Below are 13,558 nucleotides of genomic sequence, written 5' to 3' on the forward strand. Positions count from 1 at the left end.
GAACCGCATCAATATCTGGCGCTTCATTCTTCGTTACGCCACTTGTATCCATGTCCCCACAATGTTTCGATGAACTTCGGTTCCGCTGGATTCTCTTCGATTTTTTGACGAAGACGGCGAATGTTGACATCAACCGTCTTCCGATCACCAAAGTAATTCTCACCCCATACCGCATCGAGTAACTCATCTCGCGACATGACTTGATCTTCGTTTTTGATGAAGTGGCAAAGTAAATCGTATTCAGTTGGCGTCACTTCGACGTCGACACCTTCTTTTTGGACGCGCTTCGCCCCTAAATCAATCCGGAACGGTCCAGAGACGAGTTCACGCGGCTGTTTCCGACGACGTAACGTCTCTACCCGTCGCAGGAGCGACTGGATGCGCGCGAGTAGCTCTGCTGGACTGAATGGCTTCGCGATGTAGTCGTCCGCGCCTACGCTCAGTCCCATGACTTTATCCTCTTCTCGTGTTCGTGCCGTCAGCATGATGATCCCGACGACCTCATCCTTTGCCCGCGCCTGTTCACAGACGGCAAAACCGTCGACTTCCGGCATCATGATATCGAGTAACAGAATATCGAAGGTTTGTTGATCAAACTGCGCAAGCGCTTCTTTCCCATTCTCCGCCTCGATGACATCATAGCCTGCCCGTTTCAAATTAATGACAATGAAACTGCGAATCGCATGTTCATCCTCGGCTACTAGTATTTTGGTCATTCTCTTCTCCCCCTGATTCTTTATTCCACGAGTGTGACACGATTGACGAACACTTCATAATCCTTCGTCGCATCAATCACATAGACATAATCGATACCTTCTTTGATTTTTCGTTTTTGATCATTGGCAATGTATTGATTCTTCGGAATGACCTCTAATTCGAAATCAATCTGCTTCGTTTCCCGATTGATGAACCGAACACGATTTTCGCGTTTTTCGATCGTTTCACGCGTCGCCCAGTTGGCAGGGAACCGCATGACGAAATTGTATTCTTGATCGATGTATTGCTCTTCTCGCAGTTCGAACCCGCTCTCGAGAAATGGCGGATTATCTGACCCATTCCATGTGTAGTATGCCGTGATGCGTGGTTTCGGTTCTCCTTCACGCCCTTTACTACCTTCTGGCGTATATTGATGACCAAACTCGACGATTCCGTCTTGATCGACATCTTTCGGGAAGGTGTACATCGGTTCGACGATCTCGTCGACCTGACCGAAACGGATCTGTTCCAACGTATCGTTCGCTAAGCGGAATAATGCAATGTGCATTTTTGCATCGCGTGTATACGAGACGATCAAGCCTTTATTCCGAGCAGCATTGATCGTATCGACTTCAAATAAATCATGTTCTGCGAATAAATCGCCATCCTGCGTCGAAAGCGTCGTCTCTTGGTGCTCTTTCGACAGGATGTCTTTATAATAGATCAAACGAGACGGACTGCCCTTTTGCAGAAGCACCATATCCCGCTCTCGATCTTGATTCAAATCAGCTACCGACAGACGATCGTATCGATCGACTTTCGTGACGTCTCGTTGCTTCGATAGTAACTGTTCAATGATGTATAACGTATTTTCACCATAACTGGTAATACCGATGACCAGGTGGTTTTGTTTATGTCGTGCGTCAGTTATGACTTCGAGTCGATCGATGGCTCGACCGTCAGCTACCGTCTGTCGCGTCACGAGTCGCCATTTTTCGCCTTGTCGCTCATGGACGAGCAGATGAATCGTGAAGCGCCCGTCCTGCTCGCTACGGTAGAAGGTGATCGCTTCATCTTTACCGTTTCGATCTAAGTCGACGAGTTCGTATAGGCGTGATACCGCTTGATTTCGTGGTGCCACGATTTCTGCCTGTTTCGGCAAATCGCGGTCAATCCGTTCTTTCAACGACTGCTCCCATGCCGGAAGGGACGGATGTTCGAGTAGAGAGGCAGGATGCGGAAACATCGTACTACAACCTGCTAATAATAGACTTGATATGACTATGAAGAGATATTTCATAAAGTTGGAATCCTTTCCGTACGGGCTCTGTTTCCACTTTATCATACTCTCTTCGAGGAGAGTATATTGTCGAACGGGGTACAAGTTGTTACGATATACAGATAATTGAAAGGGGTTTGAATGTATGACATATAAAATGATTGTTCTCGATTTAGATGATACCTTGTTGACAAGTGACCATACGATTTCACCACGTACGAAAGAAGCTTTACTCGCTGCGCAACGTCGCGGGAAGAAGGTTGTGCTCGCTAGCGGTCGTCCGACTTTTGCCATGCTCGATCTCGCAAAAGAACTAGAACTCGCACGCTATGGAAGTTACATCCTAAGCTTCAATGGCGCGTCCATCATCGATTGTAAAACGAACGAGTCGCTCTTCCTCAGCACACTTTCCCCGGAGACGGTCCACCGTCTCGACGATTTAAGTAAACGGGAGGGTGTCTATATCCACACGTATGTCGGACATGAGATCCTGACAGAGGAACCGAATGAATATACGACGCTCGAAGGACAATTGACAGGCATGGAGGTCATTCCTGTCGCTGATTTTAAAGCAGCGATTCAAACACCTGTCGTCAAGTGTTTAATGATGGCAGAAGAGACGCACCTTGCGCGCGTCGAACAGACGCTTCAACAGGAACTTGCGGGTGAACTCGCGGTAGCTCGCTCGAAGCCATTTTTCCTTGAATTCACAGAAGATGGTGTGACAAAAGGCACAAGCCTTGCCTTACTGTCTGAAAAACTGGGAATCGCTCAAGAAGAAGTCATTGCTTGTGGAGACGGCAACAACGATCTATCGATGATCGAATGGGCAGGTCTTGGCGTCGCGATGGCGAATGCAGCCGATACCGTCAAAGAAAAAGCACAGTATATGACTGCTTCGAACGATGAAGATGGTGTTGCTCTCGTCGTCGAAAAGTTCATGATGGATGAAGAACCAACCGTTTCAAGCCGTTAATTAACTCAAAAAGCGTGTGTTCCGCATTCAACGGAACACACGCTTTTGATTTACGACAAACACCAGTCGATCGGTTCTCTCCCCTGCTCTTTGAGCCAGGCATTCGTCTGTGAATACGGTTTACTACCGAAAAATCCACGACTCGCTGATAAAGGGCTCGGATGAACGGCTTCAAGAACAAGATGACGATCCGTATCGATCAGCGCTTTTTTACTCTTCGCGTGATTCCCCCAGAGGATGAACACGATCGGTTGTGTCTGTGTTCCTAATACTTCGATGACCCGATCCGTGAACTGTGCCCAACCTTTTTTAGCATGGGATCCTGCTTTCCCCTCCTCAACCGTAAGCGACGTATTGAGTAAGAATACTCCTTGCTGAGACCATGCTTCGAGATTTCCGGATGTCGGTACCGGACAACCGATATCCGCGACGAGTTCTTTATACATGTTTCGAAGGGACGGAGGAATCGGAACTCCGTCATGGACGGAAAAGCTGAGTCCATTCGCCTGTCGCGGACCATGATAAGGATCTTGCCCTAAAATGACGCACCGGACATCTTCTGGCGCGACCGCATCAAACGCATGAAAGATCCGGTCCTTCGGAGGATAGACAGTCGTCGTTTGATAGGCTTCCTTCAAAAAAGCCCACAGTTCTTGAAAGTAGGGTTTTTCCTTTTCTTCTTTTAACACGGTTTGCCAAGATGGATGCATGTGAATCCGCTCCTTTTTCAGCCTCAAGTCGCTGTTCGTCCGTCTTGATTCTGCTATGATGGATGATGAGGTGGAAAACTATGATTCAGACAAAACAATTATTCGGACTACCATTCGTCGATGCGGCACCTTCGCAATGGTATACCCATATTAAAACAATCTTACACGACCGCGGAAAAGCCTTTCTTGTCACCGCAAATCCAGAGCTCGTATTGCGTGCATTGCGTGAACCTTCCTACGAAGCCATTTTACGACGGGCGACGTTCATCACACCAGACGGAATCGGTGTGACCGCTGCCAGTAAACGGATGGGAGCACCGCTCACTGCGACATTGCCAGGAATCGAGACCGCACGTGAACTATTGCGGACGGCAGACGCACTCGAGAAGCGTGTCTTTTTACTCGGTGGACGCCCGGAAGTTATGAAATCGCTGATCCGTCAGTTATCGATTCGTTTTCCGAACATCCACTTCGTTGGAACGTTTCATGGTTTTGGAAAGACAGAAGAAGCAACGAAAGCCATTACAGAAGCAGACGCTGATCTTGTTCTCGTCGCGCTAGGTGCGCCAAAACAGGAAGAATGGATTGCTTCCATCTATGATCAAGTCGATCACGGCATCTTCATCGGTGTTGGTGGTGCGTTCGACGTCTGGTCAGGACATAGTAAACGTGCGCCTAAATTATTCCGTCGCTTCAAGCTAGAGTGGCTCTATCGTATCTCGACGCACCCTCGTGGATTCGAGAAACTCAAGGATTTGTTACTTTTCCTGACGCTCGTGCTTCGTAAAAAATCAACGCTCTCTTGAGAGCACACAAAAAGGCTCCCGACACGGCGGGAGCCTTTTCTACGCTTATCTTATGCGTTGACAGTCGAGAATGAACGACCGAGTTCTTTCGCTTTAGCGATTGCTGCTTCTTTGATTTCTTCTGCTTTTTCTGGGTTCATTGCCATACCTTCGATGAAGAGTGCATCGTAGTCTGTTACACCAGTGAAAGCAAGTGCTTGACGGAGGTAGTCATCACCGAAGTTGAGACCAGATCCTGTGTAGACGCCGCCTGTTGCTTGGATGTGGAGTGCTTTTTTGCCTTCCATCAAACCTTTTGGACCTTCTGCAGTGTAAGCGAATGTTTTACCTGCAAGAAGAACGCTGTCGATGTACATTTTGAGACGTGCTGGGAAAGAGAAGTTCCACATTGGTGTGACGAAGACATACTCATCTGCTTCCATGTATTGCTCGAGATGTTTTGTCATCGTACCAACTTTTGCGATCTCCACTTCTGTTAATTCTTCGCCAGTTGCGAATTTGCCCCATGCGCTTAACACGTCTGTGTCGATTTCTTGGACTGTTTCGTTATATAGATCAAGAACTTCTACTTCAGCTGAAGGATTCGCTGCTTTGTAGCTTTCGAGGAATGCTTCGCCGACTTGAAGGCTGAAAGAGTGTTCTGTAGCTTTCGGGTTAACAGTTACATAAAGTAATTTAGTCATTATTATTTCTCCCTTTTATTTAAAGTAAATTCTGTAACTAAACATACCAACCACCTTTTCGTTTGTCAATTAGTTTGACTTCTTAACGAATAAAAAAAAGCCCAAGTCCGTGACTTGAGCTTGCTTGATCTTATAAGTGCTAATTCTTACACATTTTCGAGCGGCGTATAATGTTCGGCTCGTAAACCGATTCGTTTTAACTGATCAATCAATTGTTCCTTTTCAGAAACCGACAAATCCTTGAATAGGTCTGCTAAAAAGGCTTCGTGTTTTGGGAATGTCTCTTCCATTAGTTCGCGCCCAGCTTCGGTTAATGTCCCAAACGTGACACGACGATCCGTCGCACATGATTTTCGCGCAATCAACCCACGCTTTTCAAGTTTATCCACGACATACGTCACACTTCCGCTCGTTAATAGAATTTTATCGCCAATTTGTTGTAGAGGCGTGTCCCCTTTGTGGTACAGCAATTCCAGAACGCCGAATTCCGATAAATTCAACTGATGTGTTTTGATGTCTGCCTTCACTTGCTCCGTCACCGCATGCATCGTCCGAGATAGAACAACGAGCATTTTCAATGCCAGCTTCGAGTCTGTCGATTCCATTTTACGTTCGCCCCTCTTTGTGTTGTATCGTCACAATCATAGACTTCTTTGTCTACCTGGTCAATTCTTGCTGAATTTTTCCAATCGATTCGCTGCGTAAAAATAGTTCTTGCCGTGAAACGCGTTTCATAGCCTATCGTCTTGATATACACTAAAAAGGAGGTAATATCATGTCGATTCATACACGATTAATCCAGCTGTTTAAACGAAATGTTGCTTTTGAGTGGGCCATCGAACAATTGCATACACCAGCAGGCTATTATTTGTGTCAGCACACGTTGGTCGATCAATACCCTGATTTGTCTCCTCAAGAAAAAACGCGACTGCTCTCAAAAATCAATGAACTGGCTGAGCAGACAGCTCCATTTTCGGCTCCCGTCTCTCGACAGGATTGGCGCCGACTTGAACGACGATTATCTCGTAAGATGTAATCCAGGAGGGATGCGCGATGACGAACATCCGAGACTTGGCACGTGAAGCCAACGTGTCCGTTACGACAGTCTCACGTGTACTAAATGATCACCCTTATGTGGCGAACGAGAAACGACAAGCTGTTCGAGAAGCCATCGAAAAACTCGGATATATCCGTAATCAGACTGCCGTTCATCTATCGACAGGTATGACAAAAACGGTCGGAGTCATGCTCCCGTTCGTTGATCATCCGTATCACGCTGCTATTCTTCAAGGCATCGCACAAGCTGCCTTTGACGCGAGTTATCGGTTCTTGACGTGGCAAACGAATTATGTGGAAACGCATGAGCAACTGGCACTGGATGCGCTGGCACAACAGGAAATCGACGCACTCATCGTCGTGTCGCACAGTCTTCCGTTATCAGCGATTTTACCATATGAACGTTATGGACCCATCGTCTTTTGTGAACACCATGAAGATGTCGCTGCCGTCTATATCGATCACTATACGGCCTTTCAACAAGGACTTTCACATCTGCGACAACAAGGACATACGAGCATCGGCATCTGTCTTGGGCGACCGGACAGCACGAATAGCTTGGCACGTAAACATGCGTATCAAGAGGTCGTGCGTGACGAATTCGTCTATGAACAGACCTTGACGATTGAAGATGGCGCGACTATCGCAAGGCGTTGGATGCAACAAAAACAACGACCGACCGCCATCTTGACCGCAAGTGATCACGTCGCAGCGGGTCTGATCTTGGAACTCCGAAAACAAGGCTATCAGGTTCCCGGAGACCTGTCTGTCATTGGTTTTGATGGAAGTGAACTCGCTGAAGTCTTAGCGATGACGACCATCGCGATTCCGTATGCCACGATCGGACGACATGCTTTTCAATTAACCATCCGTGAAGATCTTGTTGCTCGTCCACAAATCGAAGTTCCTTCGGCGTTCATTGATGGAACGACCGTTCTTCCTCATACCTGAATCCATATAAAAAAGCGACGAGTTCATCGATTTGAATTCGTCGCTTCATTTTCGTTTAAAGAGTTCCTGCCGCTACATACCGTGATCCCCAGTAGCCGCCACGGAACGATTCTTTGACGACTCTTCCATAATACGAGTTCGCGTTGATCATCGTACCGCCATCAACAGCGATTCCAACGTGTTGAATCCCACTTCCATGTGTAAAGAAGACGAGATCCCCAGCGCCAGGTGCCGTACGTTTTGTTGCTGAGTATTGAGCCGCTGCCGTACGTGGGAGTGATTTTCCTAGTGCTTGATAGACGTAACGTGTAAATCCAGAGCAATCAAAGCTAACAGGACCTGTCGCACCAAAAACATAAGGACGTCCTTTGAGACCTTCTGCTACCGAAACGATCGTTGATCCTGTTTTACTAAGACCTTTCGTCGCTTTAGCGTTATATGCTTTCGTGTATGTAGAGGCGATGTATGCTGATTTCCCTTGATGACGAATTTGATACCATTCTTTGACCTGACCTACGACGGTTACAGCTTGTCCAAGTTTCAATTGCCCGACTCGTTTACTTGATACAGCAGCTTTTGCACGAATATTCAGCACATCCACTGACACCACTACTTTTTTACTTGTTGCAGCTTGCGTTGATGCTGGGACGAGTGTCCAACTACTGATGAGTAACGTTAAGGTTAACAAAACACGAGTGACAGCTTTCATCGATTCATTCTCCTCTTATGTATGAATGTATTGTACGTCTGAATTGTCAGATAATTTATGTATTTATCCTATCATGTTCCAGATTTTCAGCATATTACAGTTCTTTAACGCGCATTCTTTTTCGTAATACTTTTGTAACAAAATAAAAAAACAGGTTGTAGAACGGCTTAGGATAGCCATTTCTACATACCTGTCAGTTTGAGTCACTTAATCGTTTTTTCAAGAATCAATTGACTTCTTTTTACGGAAACGTGCTAAGAATTCATAGACGATCGGCACGATAAGGAGTGTCAACAACGTCGAACTTGTCAGTCCACCGATGACCGTCACACCTAACCCTTTTGAAATCAATGCGCCACCTTCGAGTCCAAGCGCAAGTGGTGCAAGTGCACCAATCGTCGCAAGTGCTGTCATCAAGATTGGACGTAAACGTGTACCTGCTGCATCGAGTAGTGCTTCACGCGTCGATAAACCTTCCGCTTCTTTATGAATGACACGGTCGATCAAGACGATCGCATTCGTCACGACGATTCCGATCAACATCAAAGCACCAATCAAGGATGACACAGAAATCGTCTCTCCTGTAATCAACAGGGCAACCAGTCCACCGATGATTGCGAATGGAAGTGAGAACAAGATGACGAGGGGTGTCAATGCTCCTCCAAACGTAATGACGAGGACGAGATAGACGATCGCTACAGCTGCTGCCATTGCTAGACCAAGCTGTGTGAACGACTCTTGGATTTGTTCTGTGACTCCACCTTGCTCATACGAGACACCTGTCGGACGATCAATGTTTTTAACAGATTTTTCAATCGCTTGAGAAGCCTCTGTTGCTTTATCCGTTTTTAGCTCTGCTGTAACGGTAGCAACGAGCTTTCCATCACGTTCATTGAGCGAATCAGGAGTCGTTCCTTTTTTCACTTCAACGAAATCTGACAGTTTGCGCACGCCAAGCGGTGTCACGACATCCGTCTCTTCCAAGTCTTGAACGGAATCATATGTCGTTTGTTCGTTTGGAACGATGACATCGAGTTCCTTTCCATCTACCTTAATAGTAGAAAGTGGTTTTTCTTCTCCTTGGACATTGGCAATGCCTTGCGCAAGTTGTGCTGTTGAAACGCCGAATTCAGCCGCTTTTTGCTGATCGACTTCGAACGTATATTGCGTATAAGCTTCTTTTAAATCTGTCGTTACTTTTCGAACATACTTCGATTCACCTTCGATGGCGTCGACGAATTTCGGCGTTACTGCTTCTAAGTCTTCAATATTATTCGCAAAGATTGAATACGAGACGCCTGACGAAGCTGCGCCACCACTAAAGTCTTGCTCTTTCCATTCTCCTGTCGGAATGTCAGCATTCAGCTGTTTGATGGCTGTCTGTTTAACATCTGCGAAATCTTCCGTATCTGGATTGTATTGAACGATGAAGACACCTTGTTTCGTGTTCCCTGGATTTAATGGATTTTCTCCACCGACAGTAAACTGAAGATTATCGATATTTTTTTGTTTGTTGAAATAATCTTCTGCTTGATCAGCTGCTTTTAACGAATCATCTAGCGTTTGACCTGGTTTTGGATTGTACGTGACATAGAGTGTCTTTTCTCCTTCTTGATTCAAGAAGTTGACGCCAATCGTTGGTACGAGAGCAAAACTACCGATCAATAGTAAGACTGAGAGACCAAAGACGATAAGTTTATGGTTGAGAGACCAATTCAGCATACGGCGATATCCATTCGCTAGCTTTCCGCCCTCTTCTTTTTCCGGTTTTGGTGCTTTACCACGCTTAAAGAGCGAATCAGCGAACATCGGAACGACTGTAACCGCAACGATCAAGGACGCGAACAGTGCAAAGACGACTGTCAACGCGAATGGTAAGAAGAGCTCACCAACGAATCCCGTAACGAATCCGAGCGGCAAGAAGACCGCGATCGTGACAACCGTAGACGATGCGATTGGAATGAATACCTCTCGTGTTGCACTGATAATTAGTTCTTTTCCTTTTAACTTTTCCGTCGGATCCGTCAAACGACGATAAATATTTTCGATAACGACGATGGAATCATCAACGACTCGACCAATCGCGACCGTCATGGCTCCGAGTGTCATGATATTCAAGGAAATATCCATCTGCTTCAGCACAAGGATTGCCATCAAAAGAGATAACGGAATCGAAATAACAGCGATGATCGTTGATTTGATGTTTCGTAAGAACAGCAAAATGATGACGATCGCAAATAATGCACCAATCAATGCTTTGCTGATCATCGTCGAAACAGATTCCTCAATTGGTTTTCCTTGATCAAGTGTCACAGATGCCTTGACCGAACCGTTTTCTTTTTCAAAGTCTTTGATCGTCTGCTTCACTGCATTGACGACATCGACGGTATTCGCATCTTGCGACTTCGTCACTTGAACACCAATCGATCGTTCACCATTCGAACGCGAGATCGATTCTTCGATCCCTTTATCTTCGATCGTCGCGACTTGCGACAAGGTGATAGTTGGTACTTGCGTAGGCGCCGTCTGTGTTGCTTGACCTGATGCTGCACCTGTCGATGGTGTCGTTTGAGATGACGCAGGAGCTGACGATGGTGCTTGTCCTGCTTGTCCTGCTTGTCCTGCTTGTCCTGCTTGTCCTGCTTGTCCTGCTTGTCCTGCTTCAGGAGTATTCGATGCTGGTGGTGTATAGGGAAGACGAAGATCTTTTAATTCCTTGACCGTCGTTGCTTTTCCATCTAATACGACTGCTTGTTCTTTATCTCCTAACTCGTACAAGCCAAGCGCTAAACGGGAATCATTAGCTTGAATCAATTGTTTCGCATTCTCTTCGGTTAGACCGTAACGTTCGAGTTTTTTCTCATCGAAGCGAATTTCGATCCGACGAATCTCTTGACCCGCGACTTGAACCGTCTGTGCCCCTTCGATTCCTTCAAGCTTCGGTTGAAGTTCGTTTTCAACGAGTTTCGTCAACTCAGACAGGGAACGTTCCTTATCCGAAACGGCAAAACCGATGACCGGGAAGGCATCAAAGGAAATCCGGGATACTTGTGGTTCCTGAACACCTTCTGGCAGTTCGACGTTTGAAAGAGCTTCTTTTACTTTTTGCTCGGCTTCTTCCATATCCGTACTGAAGTTATAGTCGATTTGCAGGTTCGATGCATTTTGGAAGGACGTCGAACGTACTGTATCGACTCCTGATAAATTTTCGACCTTACTTTCAAGTTCTCGACTGACTTCATCTAGAACTTGTTCTGGTGTAGCACCTGGATAAATCGTCGTCACCGACACGGTCGGTGTCGTGATGTCTGGCAATGTCTCGAGCTTCATCGATGTTCCCGCATAAATACCGGCAACCGTAATGATGATCGTCATAAGCCAGAGGGCAAACTTATTGTTCACCGAAAACTGGATGATCTTTTTCATCGTATGGTTCTCCCTCACTCTTCAATTTGTTTATCTAGTCGTCGTGCACGTTCTATTAATTGCTGAATCAATCGTTGTCGCACATCTGGAGACGGCGCACCGAACTGAAAATGCTCCGACAATTTCAAACCGTCCAATGTAAAACGAATCGATAATACTTCAACCGAATCCATCTGTTCTGTCAGTTGGCGGAAGAATTGCTCCGCTTGTCGCTTTCGTTCCTCGACGAACGTCGCGTGATTCTTTAACAAGGACAATAAATAAAGAAGCGCATCCATATCGAGATGGAATTCCTCTTGCTGCTGGATTTGCAACGTTACGAACGCTTCCATCGGTCCCATCGTCAACTGATGCTGTTCATATAGTTCAAATTGACGTGCTTCCTGCGCCTCGATGACACCCATTAATAAGGCTTCCTTCGAAGCGAAATGATACAGCAATCCACCTTTTGAGACATTCGCTTGTTTCGCTACTTCTTCAAGCGTCAATTGGGTGAATCCTTGTTGCAAAATGATCGTCGTCGTTGCTTCAAGAATCCGACGCCGTGTCTCTTGCGCTTTTGCACTGGCCAATAGTCTCCCCCTTCCCTCATATTTACTGTACCGTCTGGACGGTTTCTTTTTACAGTGTACGAATTTTGATTTCAAGATGCAATCGCTTTGCTTATGTTTCACGTGAAACTTTCGTGAACGAAAAATTGCTTGCGTACGATGATATACGCAAAAGATTTTTAAATACATTATTCTTCTGTTTCGCGTGCACTCTCTCGCAGTGCCTCTTGCATCGTATCGAACAGCTGACGCTCGCGTAGCACTTGGACGCCACGATCCGTTGGTCCACCAGGTGCTGCAACATCGGCAATAAGACGATCCGTACTTGCGTCGGAGCGCATGAGAATTTCGGCTGAACCTTTCATCGCTTGAGCCACGATTCGACGTGCATTTTCTTCTTCAAAACCAGCATCCGTCAAAACCGGCACCATGCCAGCTACGATTTCATAGAAGAAAGCAGGACTACATCCAGCTGCCGCCATGAATGCAGGCATCGTCGATTCATTTGCTTCCGCAATTTCTCCGACACGTCCAAATAATGCCTCGACTACACTTCGGATCTCTTCGTTCACACGTGAGCCGAACCATAGTCCAGTCATTCCTAAACGGTGTGCGACTGGGGTATTCGGCATGGCAGCGACTGTCGGACATTTTGCCAACTGTTCGATTTCATGTGGTGTAATGTGTGCGGCAATCGAAACGATCGTCTGATTCGTCCATTCTTGATTCGCTACATAGTCGAGTACACCATCGGGTTGCATACCCAACATGACGATATCGTATAGTGAGACGTCCTCCTGCTCGACCGTCTGAACACCATGTCGCGCTGCGACTTCCGTTAAACGTGCCCCGCCACTCCGATTCGTCATCGTGATATCTTCTCGTGCAAATCCAGAAGCGACCCACCCTTGAACGAGTGCCTCACTCATCGCACCGGCTCCTACTACTAACAATTTCATCGTCTATCCTTCCTTTCCCTCAAAAAAAGACCAGTCATGAACTGGTCTTGTGCGGGTCCATTATACACGAACGGCTAAATCTTCGACAGCAACGACACGAAGTCCCTTGTCGTCAAGTTTCTTGACGATTTTTTTCTTCGTCTTCTCGTCACAATCCGTCGGTAATGTAATCAATACACGACGCATGACGCTACTCTTCGCATCGAGCGTCATCAGACTCGCGACCGTCGAATATTTGTTGACGATCTTCGAAATTTTCTCAAGTGCCCCTTTTTGTTCACTTAAAGCAACTGTCAGGACGTAACTTCCAGAATCACGGTTCCACGCTTCTTCAAGCATTCCGAGCATTTTTCCGTGCGGCAGGATGCCGAAGAAATGACCGTCGTCATTTAGTACAGCGATATACGGCAATTCCTTGATCGAGAAGAAAACTTCAAAGAAATTACTTCCTGTATAGATGTATTTGGATGTATTCTTAATCAGCGACATGACGTTGTCGTCTAAGCTGCCACCATTCATCCCATGCCGATAGATGTGCATCTTATAGATGTTACCTTTGAAGTCCTGTCCTGATTGGTCAAGGACTGGAACACAGCGGTATCCGGTTTTTTCAAGTGTGTCGAGTGCTTCACGAATCGTCGCTGTCTCGGAAATCGTGACACATTGATGCTTCGGAATACATAAACTTTGTACGAGCATAATAAAATCCTCCTCTTTTACCTGATTACGCAGACTTAATCATATCATTCGATTTTC

At 46.3% G+C, this 13,558-nt stretch carries 14 protein-coding genes; 4 read left to right on the forward strand and 10 right to left on the reverse strand.

Going from position 1 to position 13,558, the window contains the following annotated elements; genetic code table 11:
• Positions 1-23 precede the first annotated feature (23 nt).
• Both L985_RS15965 and L985_RS15970 read right to left on the reverse strand, forming a co-directional pair.
• Positions 24-716, reverse strand: a complete 693-nt coding sequence (locus L985_RS15965; protein WP_023469704.1) for a response regulator transcription factor — start codon at positions 714-716, stop codon at positions 24-26.
• A gap of 20 nt (positions 717-736) precedes the next feature.
• On the reverse strand, positions 737-1,942 hold the full coding sequence (locus L985_RS15970) for a hypothetical protein (protein WP_235609846.1): 1,206 nt from the start codon (positions 1,940-1,942) through the stop codon (positions 737-739).
• A 178-nt stretch (positions 1,943-2,120) separates the two neighbouring features.
• Between L985_RS15970 and L985_RS15975 the strand changes: the two genes are divergently transcribed.
• Complete coding sequence (locus L985_RS15975) at positions 2,121-2,951, forward strand: Cof-type HAD-IIB family hydrolase (RefSeq protein ID WP_029342910.1); 831 nt, start codon at positions 2,121-2,123, stop codon at positions 2,949-2,951.
• Between the two features lie 50 nt (positions 2,952-3,001).
• On the opposite strand, the gene L985_RS15980 is transcribed toward L985_RS15975, so the two are convergent.
• On the reverse strand, positions 3,002-3,661 hold the full coding sequence (locus tag L985_RS15980) for a uracil-DNA glycosylase (RefSeq protein WP_029342911.1): 660 nt from the start codon (positions 3,659-3,661) through the stop codon (positions 3,002-3,004).
• An 80-nt stretch (positions 3,662-3,741) separates the two neighbouring features.
• On the opposite strand from L985_RS15980, the gene L985_RS15985 reads away from it, so the two are divergent.
• Positions 3,742-4,467 carry a WecB/TagA/CpsF family glycosyltransferase gene (locus L985_RS15985; RefSeq protein WP_047390691.1) on the forward strand — a complete coding sequence of 242 codons (726 nt, stop codon included), beginning with the start codon at positions 3,742-3,744 and terminating at the stop codon, positions 4,465-4,467.
• A gap of 50 nt (positions 4,468-4,517) precedes the next feature.
• On the opposite strand, the gene L985_RS15990 is transcribed toward L985_RS15985, so the two are convergent.
• Both L985_RS15990 and L985_RS15995 read right to left on the reverse strand, forming a co-directional pair.
• Positions 4,518-5,150, reverse strand: a complete 633-nt coding sequence (locus L985_RS15990; protein ID WP_023469709.1) for an NAD(P)H-dependent oxidoreductase — start codon at positions 5,148-5,150, stop codon at positions 4,518-4,520.
• Positions 5,151-5,296: 146 nt separating this feature from the next.
• Positions 5,297-5,755, reverse strand: coding sequence for a MarR family winged helix-turn-helix transcriptional regulator (locus L985_RS15995; protein WP_029342913.1), 459 nt, complete (start codon positions 5,753-5,755; stop codon positions 5,297-5,299).
• A 170-nt stretch (positions 5,756-5,925) separates the two neighbouring features.
• On the opposite strand from L985_RS15995, the gene L985_RS16000 reads away from it, so the two are divergent.
• Positions 5,926-6,186, forward strand: a complete 261-nt coding sequence (locus L985_RS16000) for a hypothetical protein (protein WP_029342914.1) — start codon at positions 5,926-5,928, stop codon at positions 6,184-6,186.
• A 17-nt stretch (positions 6,187-6,203) separates the two neighbouring features.
• Positions 6,204-7,157: a LacI family DNA-binding transcriptional regulator gene (locus tag L985_RS16005; RefSeq protein WP_029342915.1), complete on the forward strand. Its 954-nt coding sequence runs from the start codon at positions 6,204-6,206 to the stop codon at positions 7,155-7,157.
• A gap of 55 nt (positions 7,158-7,212) precedes the next feature.
• Here L985_RS16005 and L985_RS16010 read toward each other — a convergent pair whose 3' ends face one another.
• The 5 genes from L985_RS16010 to cbpA form a co-directional block, all read right to left on the reverse strand.
• Positions 7,213-7,866 carry a C40 family peptidase gene (locus tag L985_RS16010; RefSeq protein WP_050678422.1) on the reverse strand — a complete coding sequence of 218 codons (654 nt, stop codon included), beginning with the start codon at positions 7,864-7,866 and terminating at the stop codon, positions 7,213-7,215.
• A 219-nt stretch (positions 7,867-8,085) separates the two neighbouring features.
• On the reverse strand, positions 8,086-11,292 hold the full coding sequence (locus L985_RS16015; protein ID WP_047390688.1) for an efflux RND transporter permease subunit: 3,207 nt from the start codon (positions 11,290-11,292) through the stop codon (positions 8,086-8,088).
• Between the two features lie 14 nt (positions 11,293-11,306).
• Positions 11,307-11,864 carry a TetR/AcrR family transcriptional regulator gene (locus L985_RS16020; RefSeq protein ID WP_029342917.1) on the reverse strand — a complete coding sequence of 186 codons (558 nt, stop codon included), beginning with the start codon at positions 11,862-11,864 and terminating at the stop codon, positions 11,307-11,309.
• A gap of 167 nt (positions 11,865-12,031) precedes the next feature.
• The gene (locus L985_RS16025; protein WP_047390685.1) at positions 12,032-12,802 is read right to left on the reverse strand and encodes a pyrroline-5-carboxylate reductase family protein; all 771 of its coding nucleotides are present in this window, start codon (positions 12,800-12,802) and stop codon (positions 12,032-12,034) included.
• 60 nt (positions 12,803-12,862) lie between these two features.
• Positions 12,863-13,501 (reverse strand): cyclic di-AMP binding protein CbpA, encoded by a 639-nt coding sequence (gene cbpA / locus L985_RS16030; RefSeq protein WP_023469717.1) that lies wholly within the window; start codon positions 13,499-13,501, stop codon positions 12,863-12,865.
• Positions 13,502-13,558 lie beyond the last annotated feature (57 nt).

This window comes from Exiguobacterium sp. ZWU0009, from assembly GCF_000798935.2.
Taxonomy (GTDB): domain Bacteria; phylum Bacillota; class Bacilli; order Exiguobacteriales; family Exiguobacteriaceae; genus Exiguobacterium_A; species Exiguobacterium_A acetylicum.